Genomic DNA, 20,027 nt, shown 5'->3' on the forward strand with positions numbered 1-20,027 from the left:
CCCATTTTAAACCATTCGATTTACTAAAAATCATTATTTTCGCGCAACTATTTTGAAAGAACAAGATGATGAGCGCAAAGTTCCCTGAATATAAAGGACTTGACCTGCCAAAAGTGACCGAAGAAATTCTGCAATTCTGGAAGGAAAATGACATTTTTGAGAAGAGTGTAACTTCGAGAGATGGAGAAGAGCCGTTTATCTTTTTTGAAGGGCCACCTTCAGCAAACGGCCTGCCCGGAATCCACCACGTTATGGCGCGTGCCATTAAAGATATTTTTTGCAGGTTCAAAACCCAGAAAGGTTACCAGGTAAAGCGAAAAGCCGGATGGGATACCCACGGCCTGCCCATAGAACTTGGCGTTGAAAAGGAACTGGGCATCACTAAAGAAGATATTGGGAAGAAGATAAGCGTAGAGGAATACAACGAGGCGTGTAAAAATGCCGTGATGCGTTATACCGATGTCTGGAATGACCTTACCGAAAAAATGGGTTACTGGGTAGATATGGATGACCCGTATATCACCTACAAATCCAAGTACATGGAGACTGTATGGTGGCTGCTTTCCCAGATCTACAAAAAAGGCCTAATTTATAAGGGCTATACCATACAACCCTATTCCCCAAAAGCAGGAACAGGCCTTAGTTCACACGAGCTCAACCAACCGGGTACTTATCAGGATGTGACCGATACTACCGTTACTGCCATGTTTAAGGCGAAAAAAGAAACTTTACCCGCATTTCTTTCCGAAATTGAAGGGGAAGTGTTCTTTATCGCATGGACCACCACTCCGTGGACTCTGCCTTCCAACACGGCACTCACTGTGGGGCCTAAAATAGAATACGTAACGGTTAAAACATATAACCAGTACACTTTTGAGCCCATTACGGTGATAGTTGCCAAAGAGCTGGCCGAAAAGCAGTTTGATAAGAAGTTCCAGAAAGTGGATTCTGAAGAGGCTTTGCAGGCATACAAAGAAGGGGATAAAAAAATACCATTTTTGACAGGTAAGTCTTTCACCGGTAAGGAAATTGCAGAAAGCAGGTATGAGCAGTTGATGCCGTATGCGCAGCCGGATGAACATCCCGAAAATGCTTTCCGGATTATTCTTGGGGATTTTGTTACCACCGAAGACGGTACCGGTATTGTTCATACTGCTCCAACTTTTGGGGCCGATGATGCCATGGTTGCAAAACAGGCCAGTCCTGAAGTGCCGCCAATGCTTGTAAAAGACGAGAATGATAATCTTGTTCCGCTGGTAGACCTACAGGGGAAATTCAGGCCCGAGCTAAAGGAGTTTGGAGGCAAATATGTCAAGAACGAGTATTACAATGACGGCGAAGCCCCCGAGAAATCGGTAGATGTAGAGATCGCCATCAAATTAAAAGAAGAGAACAGGGCTTTTAAAGTTGAAAAATACCTTCACAGTTACCCTAACTGCTGGAGAACCGATAAGCCAGTTCTATATTATCCGCTTGATTCCTGGTTCATCAAGATCACAGAGGTCAAAGACCGGATGCATGAACTCAATAAAGAAATTAACTGGAAGCCAAAATCTACCGGTGAAGGCCGTTTTGGAAACTGGCTTGCCAACGCGAACGACTGGAACCTCTCAAGATCCAGATATTGGGGAATCCCGCTGCCTATCTGGAGGACTGAAGACGGGAAGGAAGAAAAGATCATAGGATCTATTGAAGAGCTGAAGCAGGAAATGAGCAGGGCCGTAGAAGCCGGCTTTATGGACGCCGATCTTTTTGCAGGTTTTGAACCCGGAAACTTTAGCGATGAGAATTATGACAAGGTAGACCTGCATAAAAATGTGGTTGACGGGATTGTACTGGTATCAGATTCAGGAAAACCCATGAAGCGTGAAGCCGACCTCATAGATGTTTGGTTCGATTCGGGTTCTATGCCTTATTCACAGTGGCATTATCCTTTTGAAAATGCCGAAAAAGTTGAAAAGACCTGGCGCAAGGCCGATTTCATAGCCGAGGGTGTTGACCAGACACGAGGCTGGTTCTATACGCTGCACGCCATTGCAACCATGACCTTTGACGATGTGGCATATAAAAATGTGGTTTCTAACGGACTTGTACTCGACAAGAACGGGCAAAAAATGTCCAAACGTCTTGGAAATGCCGTAGATCCTTTTGAAACCCTGGCGGCTTTTGGTCCCGATGCCACCCGCTGGTACATGATCTCCAATGCCAACCCATGGGACAACTTAAAATTTGATATTGAGGGAATTTCAGAAGTAAGGCGTAAATTCTTCGGAACCCTTTACAATACGTACTCATTCTTTAGTTTGTACGCTAATATTGATAACTTCACTTATTCCGAAGCCGATGTACCATTGGAGGAAAGACCTGAAATAGACCGCTGGATACTTTCAGAATTGCACACGCTCATTGAGAATGTTGATAAATTCTATGCCGATTATGAGCCTACCAGGGCTACCAGGGCAATTTCAGAATTCGTGCAGGAGAATTTGAGCAACTGGTACGTGAGATTGTGCCGAAGAAGGTTCTGGAAAGGCGAATACGGCACCGATAAGATCTCGGCTTATCAAACGCTTTACACCTGCCTTGAGACCGTAGCCAAACTGGGAGCTCCCGTGGCGCCTTTCTTTATGGACAGGTTGTACAAAGATCTCGAAAAGGCCACTCAGAAGGAAAGTTTTGAGTCGGTACATTTATCGCGTTTCCCCGAGCCAGATCAAAGTTTTGTGAATAAGGAGCTGGAGCGTCAAATGCAAAAGGCGCAAACCATCTCTTCGCTTGTACTTTCCCTTAGGAAGAAGGAGATGATCAAAGTGCGCCAGCCTTTACAGCGAGTGATGATCCCGGTGCTCGATGAGCAGCAGGGAAAGGAGATTGCGGCAGTGGCTGAACTCATCAAATCTGAAGTGAATGTAAAGGAACTTGAACTTATAGATGATGCTTCGGGCATCCTGGTAAAGCAAATCAAGCCTAATTTTAAAGTTCTGGGCCCCCGCTTTGGAAAAGACATGAAGCTGGTAGCGGCTAAGATCAACAGCTTTTCCGCAGAAGACATCAAGAAAATTGAACGCGACGGAAAAATTGAAGTTGATATTAACGGGAATTCGCTTACATTAGAAAGCGGAGATGTAGAAATAACCTCCCAGGATATTGAGGGCTGGTTAGTGGCGAACTCCGGAAATATTACTGTTGCTTTGGATATCACCATTTCTGATGAACTCAAGAAAGAGGGGATTGCGAGAGAGCTGGTGAACCGCATTCAAAACATGCGTAAGGATTCTGGCTTTGAAGTGACAGATAAAATAGATGTGACCCTACAAAAGGACGGCACTGTCGAGGATGCTGTTCAACAAAATATTCAATATATTAAAACCGAAACCCTCACTGCAAATCTCGACTTAGCAGAAGAAGTGAACAACGGACTGGAAGTTTCTTTTGATGAAGTGACCACAAGGTTGTTAATTAAAAAACATTAAGAACTATGTCAACAGAAGTAAAAGAACGCTACAGCGACGCAGAGCTGGCGGAATTCAGGACATTGATCCTTGCCAAAATTGAGAAGGCAAAGGAGCAGCTGGAACTTTACAAGAGCGCCTACATGAATGACGGGAACAATGGTACAGATGACACGTCTCCCACGTTCAAGGCTTTTGAAGAAGGCAGTGAAACAATGAGTAAAGAGGCTAACTCGCAGCTGGCAATTCGCCAGGAAAAATTCATTCGTGACCTGAAAAATGCCCTTGTGCGCATTGAAAGCAAAACCTATGGAATTTGCAGAGTTACCGGGAAACTGATTGCCAAAGAGCGATTAAAACTGGTTCCTCATGCTACTTTGAGTATTGAGGCAAAGAACATGCAGCGATAAGCTGTGAATTCCTTATAAAAACGCTCCTGCCTTTTAGGTTTGGAGCGTTTTTTGTTTTCGTCCTAAAATGAGAGTTCACCTACTAATTTTTTTCTTTCTTCTGGCTTTTTCAGCGAAGGCTCAAAAGCTTACACAGGATGTGATAGCGGCCGATAATATTGATAGAATTGTACTGTCCAGCGATGAAATTTACAGGATCAATATTACCACAAGCCCCCGGAAAGAAATCAGGATCAAAACCAACGCCGAAGGTGAATACTTCAACCAGATTAGTCTTGATACCCGGCTGGAACGGCGTTCTTTATTTATAAGTTCCCGCTACAGGGAAATACTGCAAAGCGGTTATGACAAGCTAAGTGCCCATAAGGTTTTTTCTATGGAAGTTGACCTGGAGGTTCCTCAAGGAATGCTGCTGGAGATCACTTCAAACCTGGCAAGTGTTTACCTTTCGGGAACATATGATTCTGTGCTTATGGAGCTCAGGAACGGTTCCTGTTACCTTACCAGCTTTAGCGGGGAGGCAGTGATCAATACTTATAACGGGAATATTCTGGGTACGGTAAACCGGGTGAATGTGCAAGCAAAGTCAAGGCATGGCAATGTGAATGTGCCACAAGTCCCCTCTGGAAATCACAATATGGTATTAACCAGTATTAACGGGGATATAAAGATTACCGAAACTAAATAATATTAGTATTTTTACTCCGCTTAAAAAAAATTCAATGTCCATAAAACAAGCCTCTGCCCTTATAGTTGTGATCCTTATTATAGACCAGGTCTCAAAATTCTATATAAAAACCAACTTCATGTTGGGGGATGAGATAAGGGTTTTTGACTGGTTCAGGATTCTTTTTGTGGAGAACAAGGGCATGGCATGGGGAGCTCAGATTCCCGGTGAGTACGGCAAGCTGCTGCTTACCACCTTCAGGTTAATCGCAGTGCCGTTTATTGGCTACTGGTTATGGGATTCGGTAAGAAAAAATGGCTCTAGGATTCTTATCACTGCCATAGCTTTAATATTTGCCGGGGCAGTGGGGAATATCATTGATTCGGTCTTTTACGGGGTGATCTTTGAGCACAGCTACAACCAGGTAGCCGATTTTATGCCAGAAGCCGGTGGCTATGCGCCCTTGTTGTACGGACATGTTGTAGATATGCTGTATTTCCCGCTGTGGTCTGGTTACCTTCCGGAGTGGCTTCCTATATGGGGAGGGGAATATTTTACCTTTTTTGAGCCTGTATTCAACATTGCCGATTCTGCCATTACTTTAGGGTTCTTCCTTTTGATCATCTTTAATAAGAAGGTATTTCCGCAGGAGAAAAAAGAGCAGGAACAGCCTAAAGAAACTGTTGGTTAGGCTACATCCTGGTCAAAGATCTTTTCAAATTTCTTGAGCTCGATGGGCTTGATGAGGTAATCTGTCACCAGGTTAAAGGATTTCGCCCTTTCGAGGTCCCTGGGATCTATTGAAGAACTTACCACATACAGCGTGATCTTTTTGTTGAAGTTATTCTTGATTTTTACAAATTCACTAAGAAATTCCCAGCCGTCCATCACCGGCATATTGAGGTCCAGGAAAATTATATCGGGCAGACTGTTTTCACTGATGTTTTCAAGAATAGCTTTAAAATAATCTAGTGCTTCTTTGCCATTTTTGAAGATGATGAGGTTTTGGGAAAGCTTCTTGATCTCGATGATCTTCTTTACCAGGTTAACGTAGATCCTGTCATCGTCGATAATACAGGCAAGTTCTATTGGATGATCCATAGAATTAGAGGGTAATTTTAAACGTGGTGCCAATGTTCACTGTACTGGTAACCGAGATTTTTCCACCCATGGTCTCTACCTGATTTTTGGTGATGAACAGGCCTATTCCGTTTGCTTCGGGGTGCCGGTGGAAGGTTTTGTACATTCCGAACATCTTATCCCCGTGCTCATCAAGATCAATCCCCATCCCGTTGTCGCTTATCTCAAGAATGTTTTCTCCATTCTCTTTGTAGGTCTGGATAAAGATCACTGGTTTCCTGCCCTCGAACCTGTACTTAATTGCATTGGTGATCAAATTTAGCAAAATACTTTCCAGATATTCCGAAATGTAATTTATTTCGTTCAACTGACTAAATTCGGCGACGATCTCCGCATTTTCCCTTTTGATAAGGGATGAGGCAGAAGCAATGACCATATCGAGAGCATCCTTAAACCTCACCACCTGGCGTTCTTTTTTAAGGTTGTTCTGTTTTGTGACTATGGCATTGAGTTCAACTATGGCCTGTTCTAGGTTCTTGGAGATATCGCTCACGTTGATAAGCAGGTCCAGCTTGTCTTCGGGCGTTTTCGCTTCGCCAAGAAGTTGGGAGATGAGGCTCAGGTTACTGCTGTGGCAACGCAGCTGGTGCGATACTATATGTGCAAAATTGAAAAGTCGGGAATTTTGTGAGGCAATGATGTCGAGCGAATTCTGAAGGTTTAATTCGTTGGTCTTCTGCTCATCTATGTCCTGGTAAACGCCCCTAATCCCAATAATTTCCTGATCGTTGTTGTACACCGGCTTACCAGTTGCCCTCACCCAAAACTCCCTGTTGTGGAGGGTGCGCATCTTAATTTCCACCTTAAAGGGAATGCCGTAGTTTGAACATTTATTGAACATGTTCGTCACTTTTTCATGATGCTCTTCGGCGTAGAACCTCATTTTGTCTTCGGGTTTTGGCTCATGGTTCAAGGGGCAGTTCAGGATCTTTTTGGTGACGTTGTCCCAGTAAACAGCCCCCGAAGTTACATCGTAATACCAGCCTCCCGTAGAGGTCATTTCGGCGGTTTCGCGGTAATAGAAAAAATTCTCTTCAATGGTGTACTCGTCTCTTTTGGCCTGGTGAATGTTCACAAACAAAAGTACGGCGGTGTCGTTCGAAGATTTGTCCCTGCTCTTCAGGTTTCGACATTCAAACCAGCGGTATTTCCCGTTTTCGAGCTTAATCCGGATTTCCGAAGTAAAAGACCTGGAATGATTGGTGAGTTCTTCAAAATGCTCCCTGAAGTCATAACGGTAATCGTTGTGGAGAATATTGTTCAGAAAATACTCCAGTTTGTCCCCCGCAGTGTCTGGATCTCCCACGAGATTATTAAAATGTGAAGACCAGGAAATCTCTTTGGTAAGAAGATTGATTTTCCAGTATGCAACATCAAAGTCTTCTAAAATACTGTTTAACTGGAGGTCGCTGAGCATTAAAATTACCTATTGGATCTAATAAATGTAACTGAAAACCTGAAAGTTTACAAATTTTAAAATTTATAAATTTTTTCGGGAGTCACGCAGTAATCCAAGGGCACGTCGTGTTCATTGATGTCTTTGATGCTTTCTTCGGACGGGAAGAGCGACAAACCTACCTTAAGCACCTCTTTTGTGCACAGGGAAAGAAACCTGTCGTAAAAGCCTTTTCCGTAGCCTGTCCTGTTCCCTTTTTTGTCGAAGGCCAGTAGCGGAATAAACACCACGTCAATTTTGGAGGCAGGGACCTCAATACCGTCAACCGGCTCGGGGATGCCCCATTCGTTCACCTTGATCACCGTAGAATCTGTAAGCAAATAGTTGGTAAGTGAAGCCTTTTTAAAATTGGATTTTGACAACACCACATGCTTGTCTTTTCCCTGAAGGATGTGTAAAACGCCCTGCGTATCAACTTCTTTTTTTTCTGAAATGCTTAAAAAAAGGTGATAATACGAGTAGTTCCAGATGGGCAGCTCTAAAAGACGGTTGGCAATCTCCAGGCTGCCTTCTTCTACCTGCTCTGGTGTGAGGGCTTCCCGTAGCTCTTTGTATTTAAGCCGAAGCTGCTTCTTGTTCATAAGATTCTTTTGAAAGGGAAATATGGAAAATTGCGTCTCCCTGATAAACAATGGGAGATTCGTTCACGTTGATGATGTACCCGGCATTTGGGGCTTTCACCTTGTGCCGAAGTTTTCCGTAAGGATCGGTGATCGTGGCAATATATTCGCCTTTTTCAACATGTTTGCCACAGGGGATCTTCACATGCAGCAGGCCACTGTATTTTGCCCTCATCCAGCTGCTGTATTCTATTAATATCGTTTCTCCCGTAGGGTCGGGCACGTCAAATTTAGGCTTGAGCATTTCAAAATGGTCTAGAATGCGCATGACGCCTTCCACGCCCTGTTTGGCAATGCTCTTATTGCTGTCCTGCGATTTTCCGCCTTCAAAAAGCAGCACCGGTTTCCCCTGTTTTGCGCAGGTTTCGCGGTAAGATTTGGTGATGGTCTTTGAGATGATCGTAAAAGGCGCATTAAAGATTTTGGCGTAATGCATGGCCATTTCCTCGCCTTTTTTGATCCTAATTTGAGGAGCGTTAAAACGGCTTGCCCCGCCGGTGTGGAAGTCCATGCAGAAATCGGCTACCGGGAGGATCTTCTGTACAAACTGGTAGGCAAAACGGCTGGCCAAAGAGCCATTTTTGGAACCCGGGAAAACCCTGTTGAGGTCGCGCCCATCAGGGAATTCGCGGGTCATATTCAAAAATCCGAAAACATTGAGAATGGGAATGCAAATAACCGTGCCCCTGGCGGGTTTGTTAATTTCCTTTACAATAAGCTGGCGCACCACCTCTACGCCATTGATCTCATCGCCGTGAATCCCCGCAGTGATAAGTACCACCGGGCCGGTTTTTTTTGACCTTTCAATAATAATGGGCACTTCTACATGGGTGGTGGTGTAGAGTTTGGCCATGTTGAAATTGATCGTTGCACTTTTGCCGGGAGGCACTCTTTTCCCTAAGATCTCAAGAACATTGTTCTCATCTATAGATGCCATATACTAAACGTTTCGCTCAATATAACGAATAATGGTTTTAGCGATATCTTTTCCCGTGGCTTCTTCGATGCCTTCGAGCCCGGGGGAAGAATTTACTTCCAGGATAAGGGGCCCGCGGGAGCTTTGTAGCATGTCTACCCCGGCCACTCCCAGTCCCATGGCTTTGGCTGCTTTGATGGCTGCGTTCTCTTCATCATCGGTAAGCTGAATGATACTTGCGGTCCCACCACGGTGGAGGTTAGAACGGAATTCCCCTTCTTTCCCCTGTCTCTTCATAGCGCCAACTACATGGCCATCCACAACAAATGCCCGTATATCGGCACCACCGGCTTCCTTGATAAATTCCTGTACGATCACCCTTGCCTGCAGCCCGTTAAAAGCTTCAATGACCGATTCGGCTGCGTTCTTGGTTTCAGCAAGAACAACCCCAAGGCCCTGGGTCCCTTCAAGCAGTTTAATGATCAAAGGGGCGCCACCCACGTGGTCTATTACTTCCCCAACATCTTTGGAATAATTGGTGAACACCGTTTTTGGAAGGCCAAGCCTGGCGCGGGAGAGTACCTGCAGGCTCCTCAGTTTGTCACGGCTCCTTACCAGAGATTGTGACTCGGTGGTAGAGAATACCCCCATCATCTCAAACTGCCTTACCACAGCCGTACCGTAAAAAGTGACCGAAGCCCCAATTCGAGGAATTACAGCATCGGCATCTTCAATATGCCGGCCTTTGTAGTAAATGCTCGGGTGTTTCTTTTCAATGATGAGGTCACACTTTAGAGGATCTATGATCTCAACGTCGTGATGTCTTTTTTTAGCTGCCTCTACAAGCCGTTGCGTGGAGTACAGGCTGCTGTTCCTGGAAAGGATCTTTATATTCATTCTTGCTTCTTCTTATAAGAGAGATCGTAATATTCGGTATCTACGATGTATTTTCTTGTTATAAATTTTCGGCCCAAAAGTACGGGAAATCTCATCTCCTGCCGTGCCGAAAGGGACAGGGAGATTTTTCGGGTTTTTCCAAAGAGCGTAATGGTGGTTTGTATCTGGTAGCGCTTTTGCACGATGCCATTGCTGCTTTTCACAAACACAATATCATAGTCTTTAAACCTGTAAGTGCGGCCATTGTACAGCGGGTGCTCTTCGTCCAGAAAGGTGCATTTTAGCACCCCTTTTTCTTCCACGATGTGATCGCAGTGAATGGATGAGGTGTAAGCTCCGGTATCTACCTTAACTGCTATGTCTTCGAGGTGCAGGTCGGGAAAATCTGCCTTGTCAAAACGGCCAATGGTAATTTTTTCCATGATCGCAAGGTACTAAAAGCAGATTTTTAAAATCTTAACTATTTCTGAAAATATATTTTGCTGAAAATGAACTAACTCCCCGTTGGTTTTATACTTTGTAAGCTTCTTTAAAGCCCCATATTGATTCCGGTTTCTTCCGAAGTAATCCTTCTTTTTGGCATTTTTGACACCTGAAGCTTCAGAAAATTTTTTTAACACTATACAGCCCGTGCTATTTAAAATGGCAAATTCTAATATTTTACCTTTGAAGCATGGAGGAAAACAAGCTGGAAGTACAATTAAAAACCCTGCCCGAAAATCCGGGGGTATACCAGTATTTTGACAAAAACGGAAAGATCCTTTACGTGGGGAAGGCCAAAAACCTCAAAAAAAGGGTCACTTCCTATTTTACCAAGAACAATGACAGCCACCGCATACGCGTGATGGTAAAAAAAATACACGAGATAAGGCATATTGTGGTCTCTTCGGAAACCGATGCCCTTCTCCTGGAAAATAACCTTATCAAAAAGCACCAGCCGCGTTTTAACGTGATGCTGAAGGATGATAAAACCTACCCGTGGATATGTATCAAAAATGAGAGATTCCCAAGGGTTTTTGCCACCCGCAGGTTAGTGAAGGATGGCAGTGAATACTATGGCCCTTTTACCAGTTTTAAGACCATACACACGCTTATGGACCTTATTAAGGGGGTGTATCCCCTTCGCACCTGTAATTATGATCTTGCTGAAGACAAAATAAGGAACGGCAAGTACAAAGTATGCCTGGAGTACCATCTTGGGAACTGTATGGGGCCTTGTGAAGCCTATGAAACTGAAGCCGAATACCACAAAAAGATCGATGCCATTCGCCAAATCGTAAAAGGGAATTTCAAGGACTCTTTACAGCAGTTCAGGCAGCAGATGAAAGCCCACGCCGAAAAAATGGAATTTGAGGAGGCGCAAAAAATCAAGACGAAAATTGACATTTTAGAGAACTATCAGGCGAAATCTACCGTGGTGAACCCAAAGATCAACAATGTAGATGTGTTCTCTATTGTGAGTGACGAAGGTTACGGTTATGTGAATTTTTTGCAGCTGTCTCATGGTGCCATTATACGCTCGCACACCATAGAAATGAAGAAAAAGCTCAACGAGACCGACAGGGAACTGCTGGAGCTGGGCATAACCGAAATAAGGCAAAGGTTCAATTCCCACACCCGCGAGATCTACGTTCCTTTTAAAGTTGATGTGGGCGAAGAAATTAAAGTTACAGTGCCTGTTTTGGGTGACAAGAAACAGATCGTCGATTTGTCTACAAGAAATGCAAAATACTTCAGGCAGGAGCGCTTCAAGCAAATGAAGATCGTGGACCCCGACAGGCATGTGAACCGTATCATGGCCCAGATGAAGCAGGATCTCAGGCTAAACGAAGAGCCAAGGCATATAGAGTGTTTTGACAACTCGAATATTCAGGGAACCAATCCGGTGGCGGCCTGTGTGGTGTTTAAAGATGGGAAACCCAGCAAGAAAGATTACCGAAAGTTCAATATTAAGACAGTTGAAGGCCCTAACGACTTTGCTTCTATGGAAGAAGTGGTCTTCAGGCGGTACCGCAGGCTTTTGGAAGAAGGCGAACCCCTGCCGCAGCTGGTGATAGTAGACGGTGGGAAAGGCCAGTTGTCTTCAGGAGTAAAAGCTTTGGAAACTTTGGGCCTTAGAGGAAAGATCGCCATCATTGGAATTGCAAAAAGGCTGGAGGAGATTTTCTACCCTGGAGATTCAATTCCTTTATACCTCGATAAAAAGTCGGAAACCCTCAAGATCATTCAGCAGTTGAGGAATGAAGCCCACCGTTTTGGTATTACCTTTCACCGGCAAAAGCGCAGCAGTGTTGCCCTCAATACCGAGCTTGAAGAAATTGCGGGAATTGGGGAGAAAACGGTGGTAGAGCTGTTAAAGCATTTCAGGTCTGTAAAAAGAGTGAAAGAAGCTACGCTGGAAAGTTTATCTTCGGTAATTGGAAAGTCTAAAGCTATGCTTATATATCAACATTACCATGCAGAAAAAGACTAAAAAACTCTTTGTGCTTTTACTCTTTTTGGGACTCCTGCCGGGGCTGGCCCAGGAAAAGGAAGATCCCAAAGTGGGGCTGGTATTGAGTGGGGGCGGGGCAAAGGGCCTGGCGCACATTGGGGTGCTCAAGGTGCTTGAAGAAGCCGGGGTAAGGGTAGACCTCATTGGTGGTACCAGCATGGGAGCCATTGTGGGTGCGCTTTACTCGGCGGGTTATTCTGCCCATCAGCTCGACAGTATTTTTCAAACCACCAATTTTAATATCCTGCTTCAGGATGAGCTGCCCAGAAGTGCCAAAACCTTTTATGAAAAGAGGGATTCAGAAAGATATGCGCTCACGCTGCCGTTCGATAATTTTAATATTAGTTTTCCCACGGCCCTTTCAAGAGGCCAGAACGTGTATAACCTCATGTCAAAGCTCACCCTGCATTTAGAGGAAAATCAGGATTTTGAAGCTTTGCCCATTCCTTTCTTTGCTGTTGCTGCCAATATTGAGAACGGGGAAGAAGTCCTGCTTGATGAGGGGCACCTTCCGCAGGCAATTTCGGCGAGTGCGGCTATCCCGAGTTTGTTTAGCCCGGTGATTATTGACGGGCAGCTGTTGGTTGATGGTGGTATTGTGAACAACTACCCCGTAGAGGAAGTGAGGCGAAGGGGAGCCGATATAATTATTGGTGTAGATGTGCAGGATACGCTTCTGGAACGGGATGAATTAAAATCGGTTTTTGATATCCTTGCCCAGGTGAGTAACTTCAGAACCATTACCGATATGCGCGAGAAAATCGAAAAGACCGATGTTTATATTGATCCTGACATTAAACCCTTTTCTGTAGTCTCTTTTGAAAAAGGCCGGGAGATCATTGATGAAGGCGAGGCCGCTGCACGGGCAATGTTGCCGGCCCTGCAGCAAATTGCGGCAAAGCAGCAGGAAGAGCCGCAACAAAGAAAATATATCTCGCCGGTAGAATCCCTGTTCATCACGGGGGTGCAGATTGAGGGGAACACATCGTATCCCCGAGCCTATGTGCTCGGGAAACTGAAAATTCAGTCTCCCGATACCATTACTTACAAAGATTTGAACCTGGGCATTAATAACCTTTCGGCCACCAGGAATTTTAACCGCATCAATTACCGGCTGGTACCATCAAATGATGGTCACCTGCTTGTGCTGCAATTAGAGGAAAATCCCAGCAAGACCCTTTTAAGAATGGGATTGCATTACGACAATGTTTATCACAGCGGAGTGCTTTTAAACATCACCCATAAGAGTTTACTGGTGACCAACGATGTGAGTTCGCTCGATGTGGTTTTGGGGGATAATTTCAGGTATAATTTCAATTACTATATAGACAAAGGTTACTACTGGAGCGTGGGCTTCAGGTCGAGGTACAACAGCTTTAGCAAAGGAGTTTCGTTCGACCTTGCTAATGAAAATTCTGGTTTCGAAATTGACGGGATCAATCGGCTGGAGATAGATTACCAGGATTTTACCAATCAGGTTTATGTAGAAACGCTTTTTCAGCAGGTATTTTCGTTTGGAATTGGGCTGGAGCACAAGCACCTGAACATAACTTCAGAGACTATAGACACTCCCAATCCTGCCATGCCTGAAACAGGGGAATTTGACGACAGCTCTTATTATGCTCCTTTTGGGTACCTGCTTTACGACAGCAGGGATTCAAAATATTTTCCAACCCGCGGCGTCTTCTTTGAAAGCGATTTTCACTGGCAGCTGTTATCGTCAAGAGATGATTTTTCAGCCTTTTCGACTGCAAAGGGTACTTTGGGAGCTACTTTTTCTCCTGCAGAGCAGTTATCGGTAAGGATTTCTTCGGAAGCCGGGTTTAGGATTGGCAGCCGCGAAAACAACATTTTTGACTTCTTTCTGGGCGGTTATGGCAATGACTTTATCAACAACTTCACTTCTTTCTACGGCTATGAATTCATCAATCTTTCGGGTGATAGTTTTATCAAAGGCCTGCTGGAGCTAGATTACAGGTTCCTGGCAAACAGCCACCTCATTTTAAGCGCAAACTTTGCCAATGTTGAAAACGAACTTTTTGAAGGCGGAAACTGGTTGAATTGGCCCGAGTATTCGGGTTACGCCCTGGGATACGGCCTGGAGACTTTTTTGGGGCCTGTTGAGGTGAAGTATTCTATTTCCCCCGAAAAAAAGGAAAGTCAGTGGTATTTTAGCCTGGGCTTCTGGTTTTAGAGGTCCTTTAACGGAGAATTCAGTAAAATTTGTTCATATTTGTAACCGTTCCTTCAGGAGTTTGAGGCTCAAAAGAGGAACTTACGAAAACGTTTTCATTAAAATACGCTAATATGCCTTTTTATCATACCCTCGGAAAAATTCCGCATAAAAGACATACCGTTTTTAGAAAGCCCGATGGAAGTCTTTACTACGAGCAGCTTTTTGGGACTATTGGTTTCGACGGAATGTACTCGAATATGTATCACGAGCAGCGGCCCACGCAGGTAAAGGAGATCAAAGGGAGTTATGACGTGCAGCCGAAGGTGGCCACTGTGAAGAATATACAGTCTTACAGGTTTAAAGGATTCCAGGTAAAGCCAGATCCAGATTACCTGAAGAGCCGAAAAGTAGTGCTTACCAACAGCGATGTGGATATCGCCCTGGCTGCGCCGCAAAAATCTACGAAAGATTATTTCTATAAAAATGCCGATTCAGATGAGTTGCTTTTCATCCACAAGGGCAGCGGTAAACTGAGGACCCACCTGGGAAACCTCGATTTTAAATACGGAGATTACCTGCTAATTCCCCGCGGAACCATTTATAAGCTCGACTTTGATGATGAGGTGAACAGGTTATTCATTGTGGAATCGCGCAGGCCCATTTATACGCCAAAACGCTACCGTAACCATTTTGGGCAGCTGCTGGAGCATTCGCCGTTTTGTGAAAGGGATATCAGAAGGCCATATGAGCTGGAAACGAATGATGAAAAAGGGGATTTTTTGATCAAGATCAAGAAGCAGGGAAAAATTTTTGATATGGTCTATGCCTCACATCCTTTTGATGTGGTGGGCTATGACGGTTACAATTATCCTTATGCCTTTTCAATTCACGATTTTGAGCCCATAACGGGCCGAATTCATCAGCCGCCACCGGTGCACCAGACGTTTGAGACCGATGCCTTTGTGGTGTGTTCTTTTTGCCCGCGGCTTTACGATTACCATCCCGAAAGCATACCGGCGCCTTACAGTCACAGCAATATAGACAGCGATGAGGTTCTTTATTACGTAGATGGCGATTTTATGAGCCGGAACGATATTGAAGCCGGGCATATTTCTTTGCACCCGGCGGGTATTCCTCACGGGCCACACCCGGGAGCGGTAGAGCGCAGCATTGGCCAGACCCAAACCGAAGAGCTGGCAGTGATGGTAGATACTTTTAAGCCCTTAATGGTGACTGAAGATGCCATGGAGATCGCAGATGACTCTTACCATAAATCATGGCTTGACCATTGAAAATAAATGCTTTAAAAAATGCCATTTTTGAGGCTTTATGAAATTGAACTTTAAAGAAAAATGTCGCAGTGCGGCCTAAAATATAATTATTTATGTCTACAGAAAACACAACAGAAATAAAGAAGACAGTGCCACAGGCCGAAGATTTCCTGCCTATTATGGGTACAGATTTCGTTGAACTCTATGTGGGAAATGCCAAGCAGGCGGCCTACTACTACCAGCAGGCCTGGGGCTTTCAGCCTGTAGCTTATTCGGGGCTTGAATCGGGCAGTAAAGACAGGGTTTCCTATGTGCTTCAGCAGGGCAAGATAAGGCTTGTGCTTACCAGCCCGTTACAGCCGGGAGGAGAGATAAATGCTCATATTGATAAGCATGGAGACGGGGTGAAGGTAGTAGCTCTTTGGGTAGACGATGCCCGCAAGAGTTATGAAGAAACCACAAAACGAGGTGCAAAATCATATTTTGAACCTAAAGAGGTGAGTGATGAACACGGGCATGTGGTACTTTCGGGCATTCACACCTATGGGGAGACGGTTCACGTGTTTGTGGAAAGAAAAAATTATTCGGGCCCCTTTATGCCCGGCTACAAAGAATACAAGCCAAATTTCAGGGTAGAGGAAGTGGGGCTTAAATACATAGACCACATGGTAGGGAATGTGGGCTGGAATGAAATGAACAAATGGTGCGAGTTTTACGCCAAGGTAATGGGCTTTGCGCAAATGGTATCTTTTGATGACAAAGATATTTCTACGGAATATACAGCCCTGATGAGTAAGGTGATGAGTAACGGAAACGGAAGGATCAAATTTCCTATTAATGAGCCGGCTGAAGGAAAGAAGAAATCCCAGATAGAAGAATATATAGATTTCTACAACGGGGCAGGAGTGCAACACATCGCTGTGGCCACAGATAATATTATTGAAACCGTTAGTTCTTTGCGCGACCGCGGAGTGGAATTTCTTCACGTACCCGAAACCTATTATGACGATGTGCTGGACAGGGTGGGGGAAATAGATGAAGAACTTGAGCCTTTAAAGGAGCTTGGCGTATTGATAGACAGGGATGATGAAGGTTACCTTTTGCAAATATTTACCAAGCCGGTTCTTGACAGGCCCACCATGTTCTTTGAGATCATTCAGAGAAAAGGAGCACAATCTTTCGGAAAAGGTAATTTTAAAGCCCTTTTTGAAGCAATAGAAAGAGAACAAAATTTACGGGGAACGCTATAAATTAATATATTAACTCATTTCTAATTCAGCTTAAAGCTTAAAAATGTAGGTATTTCAAATAAGTTGCGTTAAAGTCCAAATTTTAGTTGTGAGTTATCTACTTATATAAGACTTTTGCACCGCAATTTTGGAGTGGTTACCAGGATTGGGAAAAAAATTACTTTTTTTTCATAATTTAAGTTTTAGTTGGTTAATAAGATTAAAAGCCCCGTCATTGATTTGACGGGGCTTTTTCTTTTAATACATTTGGAATAGAAATTGTAATTGTCATACCGGAAAAAACCTACTTGTATAAAATGAAGAAGATTACAGCGATTATAATTTCACTTATTGCCCTCAATATGTCGGCTCAGTCTCACCAGGCTTTTGATGCCGGGGAGTGGTTCAGGTTTCGAATTCACTACGGTATGTTCAATGCAAGTTTTGCGACCCTCGAGGTAAAGGAGACCACACTTCGAAATAAGCCTGTGTACCATGTGGTGGGGAAGGGAAAATCTACAGGTTTACTGCATTTGTTCTTTAAAGTTGATGACAACTACGAGACATTTATGGACAAGAAGAGCGGCGAACCCCTCAGGTTTATCCGGCAGATAGATGAAGGTGGCCACACCCGTGATCTGCTTATAGATTTTGATCACGACAGCAATACGGCTCACGTTTTTAACCGTAAATACAACACCAGGAATACGTATTCCATTCCCGAGAATGTACACGATATGCTTTCTTCTTTTTACTACCTGCGCAATAATCTGGACGTGAGTTCACTTGAGCATGGGGAAATGTTTAGCATTAAAATGTTCATAGATGACGAGAACCACGATTTTAAGTTAAAATTCCTGGGGAGGGAGGTCGTGAAAACAAAAATGGGTAATATTGCGGCATTAAAATTTCAGCCCTACGTGCTGGCTGGCCGGGTTTTTGAAAAGAAAGAAAGCCTTACAATTTGGGTTAGCGATGACAAAAACCGCATGCCCTTAAAGATCAAAGCCGATCTTGCTGTAGGTTCCCTGAATGCTGATATTGATGCTTTTAAAGGATTGAAATATCCATTGAACATAATAATGAAGTAAATATGAGTGGCATACAGCCCGAGATAGCCGAAAAGCTAAGGCAGCTGGAGGAGAAATTCCGGAATTCCGGCCAGGATCTTGGTTCGTATCTCGACGGTCTGCTTTACGATAAATATCTTACTTATTGGGATTATATCGAGCTGGATACGCTCTTGAGCCTGCAAAAACCAAAGACCCATTTCCCCGATGAGGAAATTTTTATAGGCTATCACCAAATTACCGAATTGTATTTTAAGCTGGTTCTCCACGAGATGAAACAGCTGGTTGAGGCCAGAGATCTCAAGGCCGATTTTTTTACTGAAAGGCTCAACCGTATTGTAAGGTACTTCAAGATACAGACCCATTCTTTTGATGTGATGATCAAAGGGTTGGACAGGGAGCAATTTCTGAAGTTCAGGATGGCCTTGTTGCCCGCCAGCGGATTCCAGTCGGGCCAGTTCAGGATGATAGAGATTTACTCCACACCGCTCCACAACCTCGTGTTGCAGGAGAACCGGGAGGCTTATCGCGCTAACACCAACCTTCAGGAGGTATATCAGAATATCTACTGGAAGCGGGGAGGAATAAGTTCAGATACCGGCGAAAAAACCCTTACCCTCAGGCAGTTTGAAGAGAAATATGACGAGACTTTCTTAAGGCTTGCAAACAACCTTCAGGGTAAAACTCTTTTAGAGCTTTATCATAAACTTCCGCAGGAAGAAAAAGACAATAAAAATTTAATTTCGGCGTTGCGTAATCTGGATGTTGCAGTCAATGTAAACTGGCTCCTGGTGCATATTGGTGCAGCGCAACGTTACCTTGTAGTGAAGAAACATGCCGTAAAAGCAACGGGAGGTACAAACTGGAAAGAGTTTTTGCCACCCAGTTTTCAAAGGATCTTCTTTTTTCCGGAACTTTGGAGTGAAGATGAGAAAAAAGAATGGGGTAGACAATGGGTAGAAGAAATGATAACACAATAAAATATTGAAAGTGAGAAGACTTGGTTACCTGCTAATGTTGATGATGGTTATGGTTGGCTGTAATAACCACAATGAAAAACCTGAAATAGCCGATAACACTGTTAAAGTAAAGGCACCGGCTTTGGTAAAGGAGTTTGGTTTTGTCTTAAATGACTATGAAGTGGTGCGCGACACCATCAGGTCGGGCGATAGTTTTGGCCTTATCCTGGGTACACATGGCGTTGATCCAAACAAGATCTTTGAGATAGTGAACAAAGTGCGTGACACTTTTAATCCGCGTAGAATTGTTCTTGGAAAGCCTTATGTGATCCTTAAAGACCGCGATTCGGCTGCAACCCCGCATGTTTTTATTTACGAGAATGACCTGGTAAATTACACCGTGGTAGACCTTAGGGACAGTGTTTCGGTGTATACTGCAAAAAAACCGGTGACTATTGCCAAAAGAACAGTTTCGGGAGTGATAAACTCCAGTTTGACCGAGGCAATTCAGGATGAAGGTTTGAGCTATCTTATAGCGCACGAGATGAGCAACATATACCAATGGAGTATAGATTTTTTTAGGTTGCAAAAAGGAGACAGGTTTAAGCTGGTCTACAACGAGCGCTACATCAATGACAGTATTTATGCAGGAATTGAGAATATTGAAGCTTCGGTGTTTTACCATGGAGACAAGCCGTATTACGCGTTTAATTTCATGGTAGATTCTACTTCGGGGGAGCGCGATTATTACGATGAAAAAGCCCGGCCGCTACAGAGTTTTTTCCTGAAGGCACCGCTTAATTTCACCCGAATTTCATCCCGTTTCAGCCCAAGAAGGTTCCACCCTGTACAGCAACGCTGGAAAGCCCATAAAGGCACAGATTATGCTGCACCTCACGGGACGCCCATCTGGAGTACGGCAAACGGCGTGGTGATAGCATCTTCTTATACTGCCGGCAACGGTAATTACGTTAAGATAAAACACAACGGCACCTATACCACCCAGTACCTGCACATGTCAAAACGTGCGGTAAAGCAGGGGCAGCGTGTAAAGCAGGGAGATATTATTGGCTATGTAGGTAGTACAGGACTGGCCACCGGGCCGCATGTTTGCTATCGCTTCTGGAAGAATGGCGTGCAGGTAGATCCATTCCGTCAAAACCTTCCGGCAGCCGAGCCTATTGAAGATAAATACATCCCGTCTTACTTTGCGGCTATTGAGCCTTTGAAGACGGAGCTGGGAAAAATTGAATTTAAAGAACCTATTTAA

The 20,027-nt window shown here is 44.2% G+C and carries 17 protein-coding genes; 11 read left to right on the plus strand and 6 right to left on the minus strand.

Annotation, left to right across the window (positions count from 1 at the left end):
- Positions 1-68: 68 nt before the first annotated feature.
- The 4 genes from ileS (at position 69) to JRG66_RS08340 (ending at position 5,220) form a co-directional block, all read left to right on the plus strand.
- Positions 69-3,473, plus strand: a complete 3,405-nt coding sequence (gene ileS, locus JRG66_RS08325) for an isoleucine--tRNA ligase (protein ID WP_265165424.1) — start codon at positions 69-71, stop codon at positions 3,471-3,473.
- Between the two features lie 5 nt (positions 3,474-3,478).
- A complete protein-coding gene (locus JRG66_RS08330) occupies positions 3,479-3,862 on the plus strand; it encodes a TraR/DksA family transcriptional regulator (protein ID WP_097054928.1) in 384 nt (127 codons plus the stop codon).
- A gap of 67 nt (positions 3,863-3,929) precedes the next feature.
- On the plus strand, positions 3,930-4,550 hold the full coding sequence (locus JRG66_RS08335; RefSeq protein ID WP_265162305.1) for a DUF4097 family beta strand repeat-containing protein: 621 nt from the start codon (positions 3,930-3,932) through the stop codon (positions 4,548-4,550).
- Positions 4,551-4,584: 34 nt separating this feature from the next.
- Positions 4,585-5,220 carry a lipoprotein signal peptidase gene (locus JRG66_RS08340; protein WP_265162306.1) on the plus strand — a complete coding sequence of 212 codons (636 nt, stop codon included), beginning with the start codon at positions 4,585-4,587 and terminating at the stop codon, positions 5,218-5,220.
- Here JRG66_RS08340 and JRG66_RS08345 read toward each other — a convergent pair.
- From JRG66_RS08345 to JRG66_RS08370, 6 genes are read right to left on the minus strand one after another with little or no spacing between them, the layout of a single operon-like run.
- On the minus strand, positions 5,217-5,630 hold the full coding sequence (locus tag JRG66_RS08345; RefSeq protein ID WP_265162307.1) for a response regulator: 414 nt from the start codon (positions 5,628-5,630) through the stop codon (positions 5,217-5,219). The two genes, JRG66_RS08340 and JRG66_RS08345, sit on opposite strands and share 4 nt — an antisense overlap.
- A gap of 4 nt (positions 5,631-5,634) precedes the next feature.
- Entirely contained in the window at positions 5,635-7,086 is a 1,452-nt protein-coding gene (locus tag JRG66_RS08350; RefSeq protein ID WP_265162308.1) for a PAS domain-containing sensor histidine kinase, read from the minus strand.
- A 56-nt stretch (positions 7,087-7,142) separates the two neighbouring features.
- Entirely contained in the window at positions 7,143-7,706 is a 564-nt protein-coding gene (locus JRG66_RS08355) for a 5-formyltetrahydrofolate cyclo-ligase (protein WP_265162309.1), read from the minus strand.
- On the minus strand, positions 7,681-8,682 hold the full coding sequence (locus tag JRG66_RS08360) for a succinylglutamate desuccinylase/aspartoacylase family protein (RefSeq protein ID WP_265162310.1): 1,002 nt from the start codon (positions 8,680-8,682) through the stop codon (positions 7,681-7,683). Before JRG66_RS08360 ends, JRG66_RS08355 begins: the two co-directional genes overlap by 26 nt.
- 3 nt (positions 8,683-8,685) lie before the next feature.
- The gene (gene rimK, locus JRG66_RS08365) at positions 8,686-9,558 is read right to left on the minus strand and encodes a 30S ribosomal protein S6--L-glutamate ligase (protein ID WP_265162311.1); all 873 of its coding nucleotides are present in this window, start codon (positions 9,556-9,558) and stop codon (positions 8,686-8,688) included.
- Positions 9,555-9,980 (minus strand): ATP-dependent zinc protease family protein, encoded by a 426-nt coding sequence (locus JRG66_RS08370; RefSeq protein ID WP_265162312.1) that lies wholly within the window; start codon positions 9,978-9,980, stop codon positions 9,555-9,557. The genes rimK and JRG66_RS08370 overlap by 4 nt, the downstream gene beginning before the upstream one ends.
- A 251-nt stretch (positions 9,981-10,231) precedes the next feature.
- Here JRG66_RS08370 and uvrC point away from each other — a divergent pair, with 251 nt between their 5' ends.
- From uvrC to JRG66_RS08405, 7 genes are all read left to right on the plus strand, one after another.
- The gene (uvrC, locus tag JRG66_RS08375; protein WP_265162313.1) at positions 10,232-12,031 is read left to right on the plus strand and encodes an excinuclease ABC subunit UvrC; all 1,800 of its coding nucleotides are present in this window, start codon (positions 10,232-10,234) and stop codon (positions 12,029-12,031) included.
- Positions 12,015-14,246 carry a patatin-like phospholipase family protein gene (locus JRG66_RS08380; RefSeq protein WP_265162314.1) on the plus strand — a complete coding sequence of 744 codons (2,232 nt, stop codon included), beginning with the start codon at positions 12,015-12,017 and terminating at the stop codon, positions 14,244-14,246. The genes uvrC and JRG66_RS08380 overlap by 17 nt, the downstream gene beginning before the upstream one ends.
- Positions 14,247-14,359: 113 nt before the next feature.
- Positions 14,360-15,520 (plus strand): homogentisate 1,2-dioxygenase, encoded by a 1,161-nt coding sequence (locus JRG66_RS08385; protein WP_265162315.1) that lies wholly within the window; start codon positions 14,360-14,362, stop codon positions 15,518-15,520.
- Positions 15,521-15,612: 92 nt separating this feature from the next.
- Positions 15,613-16,749, plus strand: coding sequence for a 4-hydroxyphenylpyruvate dioxygenase (gene hppD / locus JRG66_RS08390; RefSeq protein WP_265162316.1), 1,137 nt, complete (start codon positions 15,613-15,615; stop codon positions 16,747-16,749).
- A 296-nt stretch (positions 16,750-17,045) separates the two neighbouring features.
- On the plus strand, positions 17,046-17,819 hold the full coding sequence (locus JRG66_RS08395) for a DUF3108 domain-containing protein (protein WP_265162317.1): 774 nt from the start codon (positions 17,046-17,048) through the stop codon (positions 17,817-17,819).
- Between the two features lie 2 nt (positions 17,820-17,821).
- Positions 17,822-18,778 carry a tryptophan 2,3-dioxygenase family protein gene (locus tag JRG66_RS08400; RefSeq protein WP_265162318.1) on the plus strand — a complete coding sequence of 319 codons (957 nt, stop codon included), beginning with the start codon at positions 17,822-17,824 and terminating at the stop codon, positions 18,776-18,778.
- 10 nt (positions 18,779-18,788) lie between these two features.
- Positions 18,789-20,027 (plus strand): peptidoglycan DD-metalloendopeptidase family protein, encoded by a 1,239-nt coding sequence (locus JRG66_RS08405; protein WP_265162319.1) that lies wholly within the window; start codon positions 18,789-18,791, stop codon positions 20,025-20,027.

Origin of the sequence: Salinimicrobium tongyeongense, assembly GCF_026109735.1 — a bacterium.
Lineage (GTDB): Bacteria > Bacteroidota > Bacteroidia > Flavobacteriales > Flavobacteriaceae > Salinimicrobium > Salinimicrobium tongyeongense.

Bases quoted from the DNA above. Each gene is read 5' to 3' on its own strand.
- ileS (WP_265165424.1), top strand. From the start codon at position 69: ATGAGCGCAAAGTTCCCTGAATATAAAGGACTTGACCTGCCAAAAGTG.
- JRG66_RS08330 (WP_097054928.1), top strand. From the start codon at position 3,479: ATGTCAACAGAAGTAAAAGAACGCTACAGCGACGCAGAGCTGGCGGAA.
- JRG66_RS08335 (WP_265162305.1), top strand. From the start codon at position 3,930: ATGAGAGTTCACCTACTAATTTTTTTCTTTCTTCTGGCTTTTTCAGCG.
- JRG66_RS08340 (WP_265162306.1), top strand. From the start codon at position 4,585: ATGTCCATAAAACAAGCCTCTGCCCTTATAGTTGTGATCCTTATTATA.
- JRG66_RS08345 (WP_265162307.1), bottom strand. From the start codon at position 5,630: ATGGATCATCCAATAGAACTTGCCTGTATTATCGACGATGACAGGATC.
- JRG66_RS08350 (WP_265162308.1), bottom strand. From the start codon at position 7,086: ATGCTCAGCGACCTCCAGTTAAACAGTATTTTAGAAGACTTTGATGTT.
- JRG66_RS08355 (WP_265162309.1), bottom strand. From the start codon at position 7,706: ATGAACAAGAAGCAGCTTCGGCTTAAATACAAAGAGCTACGGGAAGCC.
- JRG66_RS08360 (WP_265162310.1), bottom strand. From the start codon at position 8,682: ATGGCATCTATAGATGAGAACAATGTTCTTGAGATCTTAGGGAAAAGA.
- rimK (WP_265162311.1), bottom strand. From the start codon at position 9,558: ATGAATATAAAGATCCTTTCCAGGAACAGCAGCCTGTACTCCACGCAA.
- JRG66_RS08370 (WP_265162312.1), bottom strand. From the start codon at position 9,980: ATGGAAAAAATTACCATTGGCCGTTTTGACAAGGCAGATTTTCCCGAC.
- uvrC (WP_265162313.1), top strand. From the start codon at position 10,232: ATGGAGGAAAACAAGCTGGAAGTACAATTAAAAACCCTGCCCGAAAAT.
- JRG66_RS08380 (WP_265162314.1), top strand. From the start codon at position 12,015: ATGCAGAAAAAGACTAAAAAACTCTTTGTGCTTTTACTCTTTTTGGGA.
- JRG66_RS08385 (WP_265162315.1), top strand. From the start codon at position 14,360: ATGCCTTTTTATCATACCCTCGGAAAAATTCCGCATAAAAGACATACC.
- hppD (WP_265162316.1), top strand. From the start codon at position 15,613: ATGTCTACAGAAAACACAACAGAAATAAAGAAGACAGTGCCACAGGCC.
- JRG66_RS08395 (WP_265162317.1), top strand. From the start codon at position 17,046: ATGAAGAAGATTACAGCGATTATAATTTCACTTATTGCCCTCAATATG.
- JRG66_RS08400 (WP_265162318.1), top strand. From the start codon at position 17,822: ATGAGTGGCATACAGCCCGAGATAGCCGAAAAGCTAAGGCAGCTGGAG.